Here is a 17,188-nt window from a genome sequence, read left to right on the forward strand (position 1 = left end):
CCCATCACGCTCGACGAGCTGGCCCGCGCGACGGGCGGGCGCCTGGTCCGCGCCGCCGACCCCGGTGCCCGCGTGGGGCCCGACGTCGTCATCGACTCCCGCCGGGCCACGCCCGGCTCGGTCTTCGTCGCCATCCCGGGCGAGCGCGTCGACGGCCACGACTACCTGGACGCCGCGGCGTCCGGGGGTGCGGCCGCCGCGCTGACCGCCCGCGAGGTGGACGCCGACCTGGCCCAGGTGGTCGTCGACGACCCGGTCGCCGCCCTGCAGCGCCTGGCGCGGCACACCGTCGACGCCGGCCACGCCGGTGGCCTCGTGGTCGTCGGGGTGACCGGTTCCTCGGGCAAGACCTCGACCAAGGACCTCATCGGGCAGGTGCTCGGCCGCTTCGGCGCGACCGTGGTGCCGCCCGGCTCGTTCAACAACGAGATCGGGGCGCCGCTGACCGCCTGCCGCGTGGACGGCGCCACCCGCTTCCTCGTCGCCGAGATGGGCGCGCGCGGCATCGGCCACGTGCGCGCGCTCACGGAGGTCACCCCGCCCGACATCGGCGCGGTCCTCAACGTCGGCCACGCCCACGTGGGGGAGTTCGGCTCCGTGGAGGGCATCGCGCAGGCCAAGGGCGAGCTCGTCGAGGCGCTGGACGCCGACGGCTGGGCCGTCCTCAACGCCGCCGACCCCCTCGTCGCCGCCATGGCGTCGCGGAGGCGCGCCCGCGTCGCCTGGTTCGCCGACGCCGGCGAGCCGGAGGGGGGCGACCTGCGCGTGTGGGCGTCCGATGTCGTCGCCGACGACCTGCAGCGCTTCTCGTTCACCCTCCACGCCGACGGCGCCGTCACCGGCAGCGAGCCGGTGGCCCTGGGCGTCCTCGGTCGCCACAACGTGGCCAACGCGCTGGCCGCCGCCGCGGTTGCGCTGGCGGCCGGCTGCGACCTGCCGGGCGTGGCGGAGGCCCTCACCAGCGCGCGCCCACAGTCGCGCTGGCGCATGGAGCTGGTCACCCGCGCCGACGGCCTGGCCATCCTCAACGACGCCTACAACGCCAACCCCGACTCCATGGCCGCCGCCCTGACCAGCCTCGCCGGCCTGCGCCGCGACGGCGGCCGGGTCGTCGCCGCGGTGGGGGACATGCTGGAGCTCGGCGACACCTCCGCACAGGCACACCGCGCGGTGGGGGAGCTCGCCGCGCGCCTGGGGGTCGACGAGGTCCTGGCGATCGGCGCGTTTGGCAACCACGTCATCGACGGAGTTGCCGCCGGGGGCGGTCGCGGCCAGTATCTAGAGGGCAAGGACGAGCTCACGCGCCACCTGCGCGCGAGCCTGGGTCCTCGCGATGTGGTGCTGGTCAAGGCGTCCCGCGGCCTCGCACTCGAGACCGTGGCGGAGGCCCTGGCGGGCGCCGACGACGAAGGAGAATCCCACCGATGATCATGATGCTGCTGGCCGGCGCGCTCGGCCTCGTCGGGACACTCGTGGGCACCCGTCTGGCCATCCACGTCCTGGTGAGCCGCGGGTACGGGCAGTACGTCCGTGACGACGGCCCCAAGGAGCACCTGAAGAAGGCGGGCACGCCCACGATGGGCGGCATCGCGATCATCCTCAGCGTCCTGCTGGCCTACACGCTCGCGCACCTGATCCTGTGGCGGCCCCCGACCGTGTCCGGCCTGCTCCTGCTCGGGCTGTTCACCGGCCTGGGCTTCGTGGGCTTCCTCGACGACTGGATCAAGATCTCCCGCGCCCGCAGCCTCGGCCTCAACAGCAAGGCCAAGCTGATCCTGCAGACGCTGATCGCGGTGGCGTTCGGTTATGCGGCCTTCCAGTTCCCCAACGAGCGCGGCCTCACGCCCGCCTCGACCTACGTGTCGTTCCTGCGCGACATCCAGTGGCTCGACCTGGGGCCGTGGCTCGGCCTGGCCTGGATCGTCTTCATCATCGCGGCGCTCTCCAACGGCGTGAACCTCTCCGACGGCCTCGACGGCCTCGCCACCGGCCTGTCCACCATGGTGTTCGCCGCCTTCGCGCTGGTGAACCTGTGGCAGTACAACCAGTGGTGCGCGACCCTGTCGACCACCGGCCCGCTGTGCTACGAGGTGCGCGACCCCAACGACCTGGCCGCCATCTCCATGGCGCTGGCCGGCGCCTGCTTCGGCTTCCTGTGGTGGAACGCCTCCCCGGCCAAGATCTTCATGGGCGACTCGGGCTCGCTGGCCCTCGGCGGTGCCGTCGCCGGCCTGGCGATCCTCACCCGCACCGAGCTGCTCGTCGTCATCCTCGGCGGCATGTTCGTGCTCATCACCCTGTCGGTGGTCCTCCAGGTGGGCTTCTTCAAGCTGTCCAAGGGCAAGCGCCTGTTCAAGATGGCGCCCCTGCACCACCACTTCGAGATGGTCGGCTGGGCCGAGCAGACCGTCGTCGTCCGCTTCTGGATCATCTGCGGCATCTTCGTCGCGCTCGGCACCGGCATCTTCTACGCCGAATGGGTGGTGAACCTGTGACCCTCGACTGGATCGCGTCCGCCGACCGCCTCTCCCCGTGGCGCGAGGCCACGGTCGTGGTGGCAGGCCTCGGCACCTCCGGCTACGCGGCCGCCGACGGGCTCATGGCCCTGGGCGCCGGCCGGATCGTCGTGCTCGACGAGGCCGACACCCCCGCCAACCGCGACAAGGCCGAGCTGCTGCGCGCGCTCGACGTCGAGGTCACCCTCGGCGCCGGAGCGACGGGCACCCTGCCCGAGGGCGTCCACCTCGTCGTCACCTCGCCCGGGTGGCGCCCGACCGCGCCGCTGCTGGTGCAGGCGGCCGAGCGGGGCGTCCCGGTGTGGGGCGAGGTCGAGCTGGCCTGGCGCATGATGCAGCCCGACCGCGTGGTGCCGTGGCTCGGCATCACCGGCACCAACGGCAAGACCACGACCACGAACATGCTCGAGTCGATGCTGCTGGCCGCCGGCCTCAAAGCCGCCGCCGTGGGCAACGTCGGACGCCCCATCATCGAGGCGATCCTCGACGAGGTCGACTACGACGTGTTCGCCGTGGAGCTGTCGAGCTTCCAGCTGCACTGGTCCGACACGCTGGCCCTGCACTCGGCCGCCGTCCTCAACCTGCAGGCCGACCACCTGGAGTGGTACGCCCACGAGGACGACCCCTACGCGGCCTACGCCGCCGACAAGGCGAAGATCTACGAGCGGGTGACGCACTCCTGCGTCTACAACGTCGCCGACCCGGCCACCGAGAAGATGGTCGAGGAGGCCGACGTCACCGAGGGCGCCCGGGCGATCGGGTTCCGCCTCGAGGTGCCGGCCCCGTCGATGCTCGGCGTCGTCGACGACCTCCTGGTCGACCGCGCGTTCGTCGAGCAGCGCCGCGACTCGGCGATGCCGCTGGCCGAGCTCTCCGACGTCCGCCCGTTCGCGCCGCACAACGTGGAGAACGCGCTGGCCGCGGCCGCGCTGGCCCGCAGCTTCGGCGTCCCGCCCCAAGCGGTCGCGCAGGGGCTGCGCGACCTCGAGATCGGCGACCACCGGATCCAGACCGTGGCCGAGGGCGGCGGTGTGCGCTGGGTCGACGACTCCAAGGCGACCAACCCGCACGCCGCGGCGTCCTCGATGCGCGCGTTCGACTCGATCGTGTGGATCGCCGGCGGACAGGCCAAGGGCACCTCCTTCGACCATCTCGTCACCACCTACGGCCCCAAGCTGAAGGGCGCGGTGCTGCTTGGCGTCGACCGCGCGGTGATCGCCGGCGCGCTTGCCCGACACGCGCCCGACGTCCCGGTGATCGTGATCGACAACGGCGAGACTGGGGCCATGGCCGAGGCAGTCGCTGCCGCGGCGGGCCTGGCTTCCCCGGGCGACACGGTCCTCCTGGCGCCCGGATGTGCCAGCAGGGACATGTGGACCGGGTACGACGCCCGCGGGCGCGACTTCACCGAGGCGGCCCGGGCCCGGGCACAGGACTAGACGAGCAGACAGGAGGACGGCGGTGGCGATCCTGACCCCCAGCAGGCCCCCCAAGCCGTCGAGCGCCCGCCGCAAGGGTCGCGAGAACACCATCGCCGACACGGCCTCGGGCTGGCTGTCGCACCCGATGGCCGACGTGGTCCTGGTCACCGTGCCCACCGCCATCCTGCTCGGCCTCGGCGCCCTCATGGTGTGGTCGGCGTCCACGGTCTTCGCGTACCGCCAGTTCGGGGACGCCTTCTACTTCATGGAGCGCCACCTGGTCTTCCTGGTCGTGGCGCTGATCGCCGGCTTCGTGGCCTCGCGGGTGCCGCCCGAGAAGCTCCGCGCCCTGGGTTGGGTGGCCTTCGGGCTCGCCGCGTTGTTGCTGTGCCTTACCTTCGTGCCCGGCCTGGGCTACGGCGTCGGCGGCAACAAGAACTGGCTCAACTTCGGCGGCCCCGGCCAGATGCTCCGGCTGCAGCCCGCCGAGCTGGCCAAGCTGGCCCTGGTGGTGTGGGGCAGCGCGGTGCTGGCCAACAAGCGGAAGCTGCTCAACGAACCCAAGCACCTGCTGGTGCCGTTCGTCCCGTTCTCCCTGCTGCTCATCGGCCTCGTCGTCCTCCAGCGCGACCTCGGCACCGCGATCATCCTCGGCGCCCTCATGCTCGCGATCCTGTGGTGCGTGGGCGCACCGCTGAAGGTGCTGGGCGGCATGATGGCCATGATCGTCGTGGCCGCGGGCGTGCTCGTCACCTTCAACGAGTCACGCGTCGCCCGCATCCTGGGCTTCCTCGACCCGACGTCCGACCCGACCGGCATCAACCACCAGCCGCTGCAGGCCCTCTACGGGCTGGCTAGCGGCGGCTGGCTGGGCGTGGGCCTCGGGCGCAGCCGCCAGAAGTGGGGCAGCCTGGCCGAGGCTCACACCGACTACGTGCTCGCGATCATCGGCGAGGAGCTCGGCCTCATCGGCACCCTCCTCGTGCTCGGCCTGTTCGTCATGCTCGCCTGGGCCGGCGTCCGGATCGCCCTGCGCGGCTCCACCTTCTTCACCCGCTGGGTCGCGGCCGGCATCACCGCCTGGCTGCTCATGCAGGCCTCGATCAACATCCTCGTGGTGCTGGGCCTGCTGCCCGTGCTGGGCGTCCCGCTGCCGTTCCTGTCGTACGGTGGGTCGGCGCTGCTGGCCAACGTCATGGCCGTCGGCATTCTCGTGGCCTGCGCGCGCGACGAGCCCGAGGCGAAGGCCTGGCTGCGGCGACGCGCCAAGGCGAAGGCACCCCGGCGCAGGCTGTCGGCGATCCTGCCGGCCCGCCGCCCGTCCTGATGGAGGAGACCCATGGTTTCGATCGTCCTGGCCGGCGGGGGCACCGCCGGCCACACCTCGCCGCTCATCGCGACGGCCGAGCGGCTGCGTGAGGCGCACCCCGGCGTCCGGCTGACCTGTGTCGGCACGCCGAAGGGCCTGGAGTCCCGGGTGATCCCGGCCGCCGGCCTCGAACTGCGGATGATCCCGCCGGTCCCGCTCCCGCGGAAGGCGACCCCCGAGCTGCTCCGCGTCCCCGGACGCCTCGCGGGTGCCGTCCAGCAGGCCATCGGCATCCTCGATGACGTGGACGCGGACGCCGTCGTCGGCTTCGGCGGTTACGTCTCCCTGCCGGTGTACCTCGCCGCCCTCGCGCGGCGCGTCCCGGTCGTGCTCCACGAGCAGAACGCGGTGCCCGGGCTGGCCAACAAGATCGCGGCGCGCTTCGCCAAGGTGGTCGCGGTCTCCTTCCCGAAGACGCCCCTGCCGCACGCCCGCTTCGTCGGCCTGCCCGTCCGGGCCGCCATCACCGACCTCGACCCGGTCGCCGACCGCGCGGCCGCCCGCGAGGCGCTGGGCTTCGGCAGCGACCGCCCGCTTCTGCTCGTCTCGGGCGGTTCGCAGGGCGCGGTGGCGATCAACAAGGCCACCGAGGCGGCGCGCGCCGAGCTCCTGGCCGCGGGGGTCGACATCCTGCACGTGCTCGGCCCGAAGAACCTCACCGACGCGCACACCACGATCGAGGACCCGGGCACGGGCGCCCGCTACGTACCGGTCGGCTACGTCGATGCCATGGAGCAGGCCTACGCCGCCGCCGACCTGATGGTCGGGCGCTCGGGGGCCGGCACGGTGGTCGAGACCGCGACGGTCGGACTCCCGGTCGTGTTCGTCCCCCTCCCGCACGGCAACGGGGAGCAGGCGCGCAACGCCGACTTCATCGTCGAGGCCGACGCCGGGGTCGTGGTGCCGAACAGCGAGTTCGACGGCCCGCGCCTGCTGGCCGAGGCGCTGCCGCTGCTGACCGACCCCCAGCGGCTCACCGGGATGCGCGAGCGCCTGGCCGGGCTCGTCCCGCGCGACGCCGCCGCCGACCTGGCCCGCCTCGTCCTCGAGCAGGCGGGTGCCTGACATGCCCCTGGTGCAGCCCGTCGACCTGGTCCCGGCCGCCGAGGTCGGGCCCGTCCACTTCATCGCCATCGGCGGCGCCGGCATGAGCGGCATCGCCCAGGCCTACGCCGACCTGGGGCTCGAGGTCTCCGGCTCGGACCGCGACGACTCCGCCGCGCTCCGCAAGCTGGCCGCGGCCGGCGTCCGCACCCATGTCGGCCACGACGCCGCCCAACTGGGGGACGCGCGCACCGTCGTGGTGTCGTCGGCGATCAAGCCCGGCAACCCCGAGCTGGACGAGGCCCACCGCCGCGGCCTGCGCGTCTGGCACCGGTCCGCGGCCCTCGGGGCCCTCATGCTCGGACGCCGCGGCGTCGCCATCACCGGGACCCACGGCAAGACCACGACCACCGGGATGGTGGCCACCATGCTGACCCGACTCGGGACCGACCCCGGCTACGTGATCGGCTCGCCCCTGGCCACGACGGGGGAGAGCGCGGCGCTCGGCACCGGCGAGGCCTTCGTGGTCGAGGCCGACGAGTCCGACGGCTCCTTCCTGCAGTACCCGGCCCAGGTCGTGGTGATCACCAACATCGAGGCCGACCACCTCGACAACTGGGGCACGCCCGCCGCCTACGTCGACGGCTTCGTGCGGCTCGGCTCGGCCGAGGGCGTCGAGGTCGTCGTGATGACCGCCGACGAACCCGTCTCCCGGGAGGTGGCCGACACCCTGCGCGGGCTCGGCCGCACCGTGGTGACCTACGGCGAGTCCGCCGACGCCGACGTGCGCCTGACCCAGCTCGAGCTCACCCCCGACGTGACGGCGGCCACGCTGACCGCCGCCGACGACACCGGACGCCTCGCGCTGGCCGTCCCCGGCCGCTACAACCTGCACAACGCGACGGCCGCCTACGCCGTGGGCCGCGCGCTCGCCCTGCCCGGTCCCGCCCTGCGCGAGGCGCTGGGCACCTTCACCGGCACCCACCGCCGCTTCGAGGCCAAGGGCGAGGTCGGCGGCGTGCGCGTCTTCGACGACTACGCCCACCACCCGACCGAGGTCGCCGCGCTGCTGCGGGCGGCCCGGCCCCGGGTCGTCGAGGGTGGACGCCTCGTGGCCTGCTTCCAGCCCCACCTGTTCAGCCGCACGCGCGACTTCCTGGACGAGTTCGCCGCGGCGCTGTCCCTGGCCGACGAGGTCGTCGTCTGCGGCATCTACCCCGCCCGCGAGGAGGCGGCCGACTTCCCGGGCGTCACGGCGACCGCGCTCGCCGACCGCGTGCGCGCGCTGGGGCACGACGCCACCGTGGTCGAGGATCTCGCCGACGTCGCCCCGATTCTGGCCGACCTCGTCCGACCGGGTGACCTCGTGCTGACCATCGGCGCGGGCAGCATCACCACGGCCGGTCCGGCCCTGGTCGCCCTGCTGGAGGAGCGGGCGTGACTGAACCGCTGGTCGACGTCACCGGGGCCCGCCGCCGGCGCGCCCGGGCGAGGCTGAGGCGCCGCCTCGTCGTCGCCGGGATCGTGGCGGGGGTCCTTGCCGTCATCGGCGGCGTGGCGTGGGTCGTGCTGGGCTCGCCGTGGCTGGCCGTGCGCGAGGTGCGCGTCGAGGGCGCGACGCTGGTCCCGGTCGACCAGGTCGTGGCCGCGGCTGCCGTCCCGCTGGGGACGCCGCTGGCGCGGGTGAACGCCGCGGCCGCCGAGGCGCGGGTGACCGGCACGCTGCCCGCGGTCGCGTCCGTCCACGCCACGCGGGCCTGGCCCGACGCCGTCCTGCTCACGGTCACCGAATGGACGCCGCAGCTCGTGCTGGAGCTGCCCGGCACGTGGGTGTGGGTCTCCGGGGAGGGCCGGTCGTTCCACACGAGCGAGGAGCGCCCGGAGGGCGTCATGGTCGCCCGGGGCGGGCTGGCCGACGAGAACGTCCTCGCGACGCTGGCCGCCGTGGCGACGAGCCTGCCCGGCGAGGTGCGGTCCCAGGCCGAGTACATCCAGGCCGACACCGTGGACTCGGTGACGATCACCCTCGAGGACGGACGCAGGATCCTGTGGGGAAGCGCCGAGGAGGCCGAGCTCAAGGCGGACGTCGTCGTGCCGCTGCTGAAGGTGGAGGCCAAGGAGTACGACGTCTCCGCGCCCACCCACCCGACCACCCGGTGAGGTCGAGGGTTCGACCTCAACCCTCAACCACAGGTTGAGGGGCGCGCCCGCCGACCCCCCGGTGATGGACTCCGCACGCCGCGGGTCAATAACCTGATCTGCAGCCCCGTACCGCGCCGTTTGCCTTCCCACTCGGAACGCCGAGGTGGGGCTCACCGAAGCATTGGCGGCAAGACGACAGAAGACAGGTACCCAACGTGGTGAGTGCATCCCAGAACTACCTGGCGATCATCAAGGTCGTGGGCGTGGGTGGGGGCGGCGTGAACGCCGTCAACCGGATGATCGAGGCGGGGCTCCGCGGTGTCGAGTTCATCGCGGTGAACACCGACGCGCAGGCGCTGCTGATGAGCGACGCCGACGTGAAGCTCGACATCGGTCGCGACCTGACCCGCGGTCTCGGGGCGGGTGCCGACCCCGACAAGGGTCGCCAGGCCGCCGAGGACCACGCGGACGAGATCGAGGAGGTCCTCAAGGGGGCCGACATGGTCTTCGTGACCGCCGGCGAGGGTGGCGGCACCGGCACGGGCGGCGCCCCGGTCGTGGCCCGCATCGCCCGCTCGCTCGGCGCGCTGACCATCGGTGTCGTGACGCGCCCGTTCAGCTTCGAGGGCCGCCGCCGCTCGACCCAGGCCGAGGACGGCATCACGCGCCTCCGCGAGGAGGTCGACACCCTCATCGTCATCCCGAACGACAAGCTGCTCGAGATGACCGACCACCACGTCGCGATCCTGGACGCCTTCAAGCAGGCCGACCAGGTGCTCATGCAGGGCGTCTCGGGCATCACCGACCTGATCACCACGCCCGGCCTGATCAACCTCGACTTCGCCGACGTCAAGGCCGTCATGAGCAACGCCGGCTCGGCACTCATGGGCATCGGTTCGGCCCGCGGTGAGGACCGCGCCCGCGCCGCCGCCGAGATGGCCGTGTCCAGCCCGCTGCTGGAGACCTCGATCGACGGCGCGCACGGCATCCTGCTGGCGATCGCCGGTGGCTCCGACCTGGGCCTGTTCGAGGTCTCGGCCGCGGCCAACCTGATCGAGGAGGCCGCGCACGAGGACGCGAACATCATCTTCGGCACGGTCATCGACGACAGCCTCGGCGACGAGGTGCGCGTCACGGTCATCGCCGCCGGGTTCGACGGGGGGCAGCCGCCGCGCCGCCAGCCCGGCGTGACCCGCAAGCCCGACCTGCGCCAGCCGCCGCCCCAGCCGCCGGTGCGCCAGCCCGAGGCGTCCCCGCAGCCGTCCCCGGTCGAGGAGCGTCCCGCCGCCCCCGCGCAGCAGCAGGCTCCCGTCCAGCAGCAGTCCCGGCCGGCGCCGCGCCCCGAGCCCATCGCCGACGACGAGCTGGACGTCCCCGACTTCCTGAAGTAGCCCGTGTTCGTCTTCCGTCGCGACCCCGACGCCGACCTCGGCGTCGGGGTCGCGTTCACGTCCGCCGACCTCGACCTGTCCGACGGGCAGGGCGAGACCGGCCGTGAGGCCGCCTACGCCGCGCTGGCGGCGAGCCTGGGCGTGCCCGTCGCCGTGACCACGCAGGTGCACTCCGACGGGGTGCTGGCCGTGGGGGAGCAGACCGCGCCCGCGGCGTCCGGGCTGGTCGACCTGACCGGGCAGCAGGCGGACGCGCTCGTGACGACCCGGCCCGGCGTCGCGCTCGCGGTGCGGGTCGCCGACTGTGTTCCGATCTGCATCGCCGCGGCCGACGGATCGGCGGTGGCCGCCGTCCATGCCGGCCGCAGCGGGCTGATGCAGGGGGTCATCGCTGCGGCGGTCGACCGGCTGCGCGCCGACACCGACGCCGACCTCGTGGGGTGGGTCGGCCCGCACGTCTGCGGCGCGTGCTACGAGGTGCCCGCCGCGATGGCCGAGGACGCCGTCGCCCGGCTCGGCATCGCCCCCACCACCACGAGCTGGGGCACCCCCTCCATCGACCTGGGGGCCGCGGCGCTGGCCCAGCTGGGCGAGGCCGGGGTCGACGCCACCGCCGTGGGCGGCTGCACGCTGCACGGCACCGGGCTGCACTCCCACCGGGGCGGGGACGCCGGCCGGCAGGTCGGCCTCGTCTGGATCGCGCCGCGCTGAACCGTTGCCGAACCCCGGGCGTGCCGCGTCGGGGGCGCGGGTGCCTCGCGCTAGTGTGATGGTCGATCCCTGAACGGAGGAACCATGGCAGAAGGTTTCAAGAAGGCTGCCGTCTGGCTGGGCCTCATGTCGGACGCACCCTATGACGAGCGTGACGACGAGCTCACCGAGGCCGTCGAGCCCGTGCGCCACGACCGGGACCGTGAGCGTGAGCGCCACGACCAGGTCCGCGAGGACCGCGCGCTGGCGCCCGCCGAGGCGAGCGTGACCGCCCTCGAGGAGCGGCGTCCCGCCCCCGTGCCCCGCACCGCGGACCTCAGCCGCATCGTCACCGTGCACCCGCGCACCTACAACGAGGCGCGCACGATCGGCGAGAACTACCGCGACGGCATCCCCGTGATCATGAACCTGTCCGACATGGAGGACGCCGACGCCAAGCGCCTGGTGGACTTCGCGGCCGGCCTGATCTTCGGCCTGCGCGGCACGATCGAACGCGTCACCAGCAAGGTGTTCCTGCTGTCGCCGGCCGGCGTGAACGTCACCGCCGAGGACAAGGAGCGCATCGTCGGGGGCTTCTTCAACCAGAGCTGACGCTCACCTTGGCGGTCCTCGTCTGGCTACACTAGCCTGAGGTTTCGGCGCGCCCCGTCGCGCCTCGGCAAGCCCGACACACTGTCCATCACGTGAGGTTGAACGATGACCCTGACCATCGAACAGGTGCGCGACACGCGTTTCCACCTGGCCCGCCGCAACGGCTACGACCCGGCCGACGTCGACACGTTCGTCGACAAGGTCGAGACGACGCTGGTGGCGCTGGCGGAGGAGAACGCGACGCTGCAGCAGCAGGTCGCGACCCTCTCGTCCGGTGGGGGCGCCGACGACGGTGAGCTCCAGCGCGCGCTGGAGGAGCGTGACGCCGAGCTCGAGCGCGTGCGCGCCGAGCTCGAGGAGGCGCGTGCGCAGCTCGAGGCCAAGGACGAGCAGCTCCGCTCCGCGGCCGAGGCCGGTGGCCAGGACGCCGATCTCCGCGCCGCCCTCGAGGCGAAGGACGCCGAGCTCCGTGCTCGCGACGAGGAGCTGGGCCGCAAGAACGAGGAGATCCAGAACCTTAACAACTCGCTGTCCGGTGGCGGCGACGAGGCGGCGCACCTGCGCGGCGAGCTGGAGAACCGCGACAACGAGCTCAACCACCTGCGTGGCGAGCTGGGCGACCGCGACGGAAACCTCGAGCAGCTGCGCGCCGAGGCCGAGTCCCTGCGCGAGCAGCTCGCCCAGCGCGACGACGAGCTGAACGGCCTCCGTGGCGAGGTCGAGTCGCTGCGCACCGCAGCCCCCGCGGCCGCCCCGGTCGCCTTCGGTGCGGTCGGCGACGGCCCCCAGGAGATCGTGGTCCGCACCGCAGCCGAGGCCTCCCCGGCCGTCACCCGCCTGCTGCAGATGGCCACCGAGCAGGCCGAGCGCCTGGTCGCCGAGGCGCAGGAGGAGGCCACCCGGCTCACCACCGAGGCCAACGAGACCGCCGCGCGTGTGACCGCCGAGGCCAACGAGACCGCTGAGCGTGTGACCGCCGAGGCCAACGAGACCGCCGAGCGTGTGACCACTGAGGCCAACGAGACCGCCGAGCGCGTGACCACCGAGGCCGAGCAGAAGGCCAAGGAGATCGTCGCCGACGCCCAGACCCGCGGCGAGCGCGTCGAGTCCGAGGCCCGGGTCAACGCCGAGAAGCTCACCGGTGACGCCGAGGCCCGTGCCGCCCAGGTCGACGCAGACGCCGTCGCCCGCCGCGCCGAGCTGTTCTCGACGCTGGAGGCGGAGCGCGACGACCTGTCGACGCGCGTCGACCACCTGCGTGAGTTCGAGGGTCGCTTCCGCCAGTCCTTCGTGGGCAACCTCGAGCAGCAGCTCGAGGCCCTGCGCAGCGGCAGCTTCGCCCCCGAGCAGCTGCCCGAGCTGCTGGGTGAGGGCCTCCGCGGCCAGTCCGCGACCCCGCGCCTCGACGCGCTGCTCAACAAGGACAACTGAGCAACCACCACGTGTGACGCCCCCGACCGGACCGGTCGGGGGCGTCGCGCATTCGCTTTGCGCGGAGCCACCGTGCGGGTGGTACTGTCTGCGCTCACAACGCAGCGTGAAGCACCTGGAGGGGGTGGCGCATGGCCAAGCCGGCCGACGGTGACGTCCGGGTTCCCGTCCTCGACGGGGAGGACCCGTGGACCGACGAGGAACTCGAGGAGATCCGCGAGGACCTGGTCTTCGACATCGCGCGCATGGAGCGGGCGATCCGGACCGCGGAGAAGGCGCTGGAGAAGCTCTTCGACGAGGGGACCGAGGGCGCCGGTCGCGACCCCGCCGACGTGGGGTCGACCAACTTCGAACGCGACCAGGAGATGTCGCTGGTCCAGAACGCCCGCGACATGCTCGACCAGGCCCAGACCGCCCTACGGCTGTTCGACACCGGCGGCTACGGCTGGTGCGACGCCTGCGGCCAGCCGATCGGCAAGGACCGGCTGATGGTCTTCCCGCGCGCCACGATGTGCGTGACCTGCAAGCAGCGGGAGGAACGGCGCTGACCTCCCCCCATCCCGTGCGCGGGGTCCTGTCCGGCCGGGCCGCCTGGGCCCTGGGCCTCGGCATCGCCGTCCTCGGCTACGGCGTCGACCTGCTGACCAAGCAGCTGGCGCTGGCCTACCTCGACCCCGCCAACCCGCCCGTCCTGCTGGGCGGGCTGCTGCGGCTGCAGCTGATCTTCAACCCCGGCGCCGCGTTCAGCATGGGGGAAGACTTCACGATCGTCCTGACCCTGATCGCGATCGCGGCCCTCGTCGGCGTCCTGGCCTTCCTGCTGCCGCGTGCGCGGCACCGCGGCTGGGTGGTCGCGAGCGGCCTGATCCTGGCCGGCATCCTGGGCAACCTGACCGACCGCCTGTTCCGCCCGCCGGCCCCCCTGCACGGGCACGTCATCGACTTCCTGCAGCTGCCCAACTTCGCCATCTTCAACGTGGCCGACATGTGCATCACCTTCGCGGCCGTGCTGATCATCTGGCTCGTCGCGATCAAGCAGGTCGACCTCGACGGGGCCAGCACCAAGGAGTCCCCGAAGACCGAGGCCGCGTGAGCGTCCACCTCGTGCCCGACGGGCTCGCCGGCGAGCGGGTCGACGCCGCGGCGTCCCGGATGACGGGCGTCAGCCGCAGTCGGGTGGCCGAGCTGGTGGCCGAGGGGTTGGTCCGGCTGAACGGCGAGGTCGTCTCCAAGTCCGCGCGCGTGGGTGCCGGTGACCTGCTGGAGCTCGAGATCCCCGCCCCGCGGGTCGCGACCGTGACCCCGCGCGAGGTCGAGGGCATCCGCATCGTCCACGACGACGCCGACATCGTCGTCGTCGACAAGCCGGCCGGCGTCGCCGCCCACCCGTCGCTCGGCTGGGACGGTCCCGACGTGGTCGCCCACCTGGCCGCCGCCGGGTTCCGGATCTCGACGTCGGGGGCGTCCGAGCGGCAGGGCATCGTGCAGCGCCTCGACGTGGGCACCTCGGGGCTGATGGTGGTCGCGAAGAGCGAGCCGGCCTACACAGCCCTGAAGCGCGCCTTCCGCAACCGCGAGGTCAGCAAGGTCTACCACACGCTGGTGCAGGGCCACCCCGACCCCTTCACCGGCACGATCGACGCCCCCATCGCGCGGCACCCCGGGCACGACTGGAAGATGGCGGTCGTCGACGGGGGCCGGCACTCGGTCACCCACTACGACACCCTCGAGGCCTTCCGGGCCGCGACGCTGCTCGAGGTCCAGCTCGAGACCGGCCGCACCCACCAGATCCGGGTGCACATGGCGGCGATCAAGCACCCCTGCGTCGGCGACCCACTCTACGGGTCCGACCCCAACCTCGCCGCACGCCTCGGGCTCGAGCGCCAGTGGCTGCACGCGGTCGAGCTGGGCTTCACCCACCCGGGCACGGGGGAGTGGGTGGTGTTCGAGTCGGGCTACCCCGAGGACCTCGCCCACGCGCTCCGGCGGGTGGCCGACCCGGCCGACTGAGGGTTGCCGCCCGGTTGCCACCTGAGCGTCACCTCCGCGCAAACACACCGTGCGCTAAGGTCGAGCGCGTGGTGAACCTGAAGAACGACGGACTGCCGAACCGCCGCGCGAAGATCGTCTGCACGCTGGGCCCCGCGACCGACTCGCTCGAGCGGGTCATCGAGCTCGTCGAGGCGGGCATGAACGTCGCCCGGCTCAACATGAGCCACGGCGACCATGACACCCATCTGCGCCGCCTGCGCTGGGTCCGCCAGGCCTCCGAGAGCGTCGGACGCCCCATCGGCGTCTTCGCCGACCTGCAGGGCCCGAAGATCCGGCTGGGCAAGTTCCCCGACGGGCCGCAGGACCTCGAGGTCGGTGACCGGTTCACGATCACGACCGACGACGTGCCGGGCACGAAGGAGCGGGCAGGGACCACCCTGCAGACCCTGACCAACGACGTGAGCCCCGGCGACCAGATCCTGATCAACGACGGCGCCATCGAGCTGCTCGCCCTGGAGGTGACCGACACCGACGTCGTGACCGAGGTCGTGATCGGCGGCCGGGTCAGCGACCACAAGGGCATCAACCTGCCGGGCGTGGCGGTCTCCGTCCCGGCCCTCACCGAGAAGGACGCCGAGGACCTCGTCTGGGCGCTGGAGCACGGCGTCGACATGGTCGCCCTGTCGTTCGTCCGCTCGGCGCGCGACGTGGAGGACGTCCACCGGATCATGGACGAGCACGGCCGGCGCATCCCCGTCATCGCGAAGATCGAGAAGCCGCAGGCCGTCGCCGCGCTCGACGACATCGTCCGCGCCTTCGACGCGATCATGGTCGCCCGCGGCGACCTGGGCGTGGAGCTGCCGCTGGAGGACGTCCCCGGCGTGCAGAAGCGCATCATCACCGCGGCCCGCCTGGTCGCCAAGCCGGTGATCGTGGCCACGCAGATGCTCGAGTCGATGATCTCGGCCCCGCGGCCGACGCGGGCCGAGGCGTCCGACGTCGCCAACGCGGTGCTGGACGGCGCCGACGCGGTCATGCTGTCGGGGGAGACGGCCGTCGGCGCGTGGCCGATCGTGACCGTCGACACGATGGGGAGGATCATCCGCAAGATCGAGTCGCTGGGGCTCAACAAGATCGCGCCGATCGACTGGGACCCGCACACCACCTCGGGCATCATCGCCAAGGCGGCCGTCGAGGTGGCCGAGCGCGTGGGCGCCACGTACCTGGTCGCGTTCACCAAGAGCGGCGACACCGCGCTGCGCCTGACGCGGCTGCGCTCCCAGATCCAGGTCTGCTCGTTCAGCCCCTACGTCGAGACCGCCCAGCGGATGTCGATTGCGTGGGGCATCAAGTCGTTCACGACGCCCGAGTTCTACTCGATGGACGCCATGGTCGAGGCCGTGCAGAACTCCCTCAAGGGGTCCGGCATGGTCGAGGCCGGCGACAAGATCGTGATCGTGGCCGGCAACCCCAAGCACACCTCCGGCAAGACCAACTCGCTCCGGGTCGCCGAGATCCCGTGACCGACGCGACAGGCCCCCTCCCGTGCGGGAGGGGGCCTGTGTCGTACCGGGAAGGGGATTCGAACCCCTACGGGCCAGAGCCCAGACGGGTTTGAGCCGTCCGCGTATACCATTCCGCCACCCCGGCAAGTCGCGTGCAACATAGTGCCACATGCGGCCAACTCCGGGTCGTCCCGGCTCGACCGACCTAGTGTTGTGGGGTGTAGGGTCCGAATCGTTGTGACCAGGTCGTCATCAAGCAGGAAGCGGTGATCCAAGGTGAGCTCGAACGTGCCGTCGGCAGACCGTCCCCGGGTTCTCGTCGCGGAGGACGAGGCCCTCATCCGCCTCGACCTGGTCGAGTTGCTGACCGGCGAGGGGTACGACGTGGTCGGCGAGGCCGGTGACGGCGAGGAGGCCGTGAAGCTGGCCCGCGAGCTCGAGCCCGACCTGGTCGTCATGGACGTGAAGATGCCGACGATGGACGGCATCACCGCCGCCACCGCCATCGCCGAGGAGCGGATCGCCCCCGTGGTGATGCTGACCGCGTTCAGCCAGCGCGAGCTCGTCGATCGCGCCCGCGAGGCCGGCGCGATGGCCTACGTCGTGAAGCCGTTCGACGCCTCTGACGTCGTGCCCGCGATCGAGTTGGCGATGGCCCGCTACGCCGAGATCCGCGCCCTGGACGACGAGGTCGCCGACCTCGAGGACCGGCTGGCCTCCCGCAAGGCCGTGGACCAGGCCAAGGGCCTGCTGCAGGAGGGGCTCGGCCTGTCCGAGGCCGAGGCGTTCCGCTGGATCCAGAAGACCGCCATGGACCTGCGCAAGTCGATGCGCGAGGTCGCCGAGGGCGTCATCGACCACAGCAAGTCGGGCAAGGGCCCCAAGGGCAAGAAGAAGGCCAAGCCGGTCGAGGAGTTCGACGACGAGGCCTGAGGCCTGAGGCCTAGGAGCCTGCTGAACAAGGCGTCTATCTGACGGCGGGTTGGACGTGGGTGGCGGGTGGGACGCCGCCGCGGCTGTCGAGCCGCGAGTGTGAGTCAGCGCAGTTGAGTGCGACAGCGGGGTCGTCGCGCTT

Annotated in this window: 16 protein-coding genes and 1 tRNA gene; 16 read left to right on the forward strand and 1 reads right to left on the reverse strand. The window is 72.5% G+C overall.

The features are described 5' to 3' along the window. Positions 1–3 precede the first annotated feature (3 nt). The 15 genes from murF (at position 4) to pyk (ending at position 16,131) form a co-directional block, all read left to right on the forward strand. The gene (gene murF, locus J4N02_RS05605) at positions 4–1,428 is read left to right on the forward strand and encodes a UDP-N-acetylmuramoyl-tripeptide--D-alanyl-D-alanine ligase (protein ID WP_375539334.1); all 1,425 of its coding nucleotides are present in this window, start codon (positions 4–6) and stop codon (positions 1,426–1,428) included. Further along, complete coding sequence (mraY, locus tag J4N02_RS05610) at positions 1,425–2,495, forward strand: phospho-N-acetylmuramoyl-pentapeptide-transferase (protein ID WP_182814588.1); 1,071 nt, start codon at positions 1,425–1,427, stop codon at positions 2,493–2,495. Before murF ends, mraY begins: the two co-directional genes overlap by 4 nt. Beyond that, positions 2,477–3,955 carry a UDP-N-acetylmuramoyl-L-alanine--D-glutamate ligase gene (murD, locus tag J4N02_RS05615; RefSeq protein ID WP_188332695.1) on the forward strand — a complete coding sequence of 493 codons (1,479 nt, stop codon included), beginning with the start codon at positions 2,477–2,479 and terminating at the stop codon, positions 3,953–3,955. The genes mraY and murD overlap by 19 nt, the downstream gene beginning before the upstream one ends. Positions 3,956–3,977: 22 nt before the next feature. Continuing rightward, a complete protein-coding gene (gene ftsW / locus J4N02_RS05620; protein ID WP_208091139.1) occupies positions 3,978–5,264 on the forward strand; it encodes a putative lipid II flippase FtsW in 1,287 nt (428 codons plus the stop codon). Positions 5,265–5,276: 12 nt separating this feature from the next. Continuing rightward, on the forward strand, positions 5,277–6,371 hold the full coding sequence (gene murG / locus J4N02_RS05625; RefSeq protein ID WP_182814590.1) for an undecaprenyldiphospho-muramoylpentapeptide beta-N-acetylglucosaminyltransferase: 1,095 nt from the start codon (positions 5,277–5,279) through the stop codon (positions 6,369–6,371). A gap of 1 nt (position 6,372) precedes the next feature. Beyond that, entirely contained in the window at positions 6,373–7,791 is a 1,419-nt protein-coding gene (murC, locus tag J4N02_RS05630; RefSeq protein WP_182814633.1) for a UDP-N-acetylmuramate--L-alanine ligase, read from the forward strand. Beyond that, the gene (locus J4N02_RS05635; protein WP_182814591.1) at positions 7,788–8,510 is read left to right on the forward strand and encodes a cell division protein FtsQ/DivIB; all 723 of its coding nucleotides are present in this window, start codon (positions 7,788–7,790) and stop codon (positions 8,508–8,510) included. The genes murC and J4N02_RS05635 overlap by 4 nt, the downstream gene beginning before the upstream one ends. Before the next feature lie 197 nt (positions 8,511–8,707). Continuing rightward, complete coding sequence (gene ftsZ, locus J4N02_RS05640) at positions 8,708–9,883, forward strand: cell division protein FtsZ (RefSeq protein WP_182814592.1); 1,176 nt, start codon at positions 8,708–8,710, stop codon at positions 9,881–9,883. A 3-nt stretch (positions 9,884–9,886) separates the two neighbouring features. Next, on the forward strand, positions 9,887–10,594 hold the full coding sequence (locus tag J4N02_RS05645; RefSeq protein ID WP_188332696.1) for a polyphenol oxidase family protein: 708 nt from the start codon (positions 9,887–9,889) through the stop codon (positions 10,592–10,594). Positions 10,595–10,678: 84 nt separating this feature from the next. Then, positions 10,679–11,185: a cell division protein SepF gene (locus tag J4N02_RS05650; protein WP_182814594.1), complete on the forward strand. Its 507-nt coding sequence runs from the start codon at positions 10,679–10,681 to the stop codon at positions 11,183–11,185. Positions 11,186–11,290: 105 nt separating this feature from the next. Next, a complete protein-coding gene (locus J4N02_RS05655; RefSeq protein ID WP_188332697.1) occupies positions 11,291–12,616 on the forward strand; it encodes a DivIVA domain-containing protein in 1,326 nt (441 codons plus the stop codon). Between the two features lie 131 nt (positions 12,617–12,747). Beyond that, complete coding sequence (locus J4N02_RS05660) at positions 12,748–13,164, forward strand: TraR/DksA family transcriptional regulator (RefSeq protein ID WP_182814596.1); 417 nt, start codon at positions 12,748–12,750, stop codon at positions 13,162–13,164. 14 nt (positions 13,165–13,178) lie between these two features. Next, on the forward strand, positions 13,179–13,709 hold the full coding sequence (gene lspA, locus J4N02_RS05665; RefSeq protein ID WP_243760882.1) for a signal peptidase II: 531 nt from the start codon (positions 13,179–13,181) through the stop codon (positions 13,707–13,709). Further along, positions 13,706–14,626, forward strand: coding sequence for an RluA family pseudouridine synthase (locus tag J4N02_RS05670; protein ID WP_182814597.1), 921 nt, complete (start codon positions 13,706–13,708; stop codon positions 14,624–14,626). The genes lspA and J4N02_RS05670 overlap by 4 nt, the downstream gene beginning before the upstream one ends. Before the next feature lie 71 nt (positions 14,627–14,697). Next, complete coding sequence (gene pyk / locus J4N02_RS05675; RefSeq protein ID WP_375539335.1) at positions 14,698–16,131, forward strand: pyruvate kinase; 1,434 nt, start codon at positions 14,698–14,700, stop codon at positions 16,129–16,131. A 44-nt stretch (positions 16,132–16,175) separates the two neighbouring features. On the opposite strand, the gene J4N02_RS05680 is transcribed toward pyk, so the two are convergent. Next, positions 16,176–16,258 (reverse strand) — tRNA-Leu (locus tag J4N02_RS05680). 143 nt (positions 16,259–16,401) lie between these two features. Between J4N02_RS05680 and J4N02_RS05685 the strand changes: the two genes are divergently transcribed. Beyond that, positions 16,402–17,046, forward strand: a complete 645-nt coding sequence (locus J4N02_RS05685; protein WP_243760884.1) for an ANTAR domain-containing response regulator — start codon at positions 16,402–16,404, stop codon at positions 17,044–17,046. Positions 17,047–17,188: the final 142 nt, after the last annotated feature.

Source organism: Propioniciclava sp. MC1595, from assembly GCF_017569205.1.
Taxonomy (GTDB): domain Bacteria; phylum Actinomycetota; class Actinomycetes; order Propionibacteriales; family Propionibacteriaceae; genus Propioniciclava.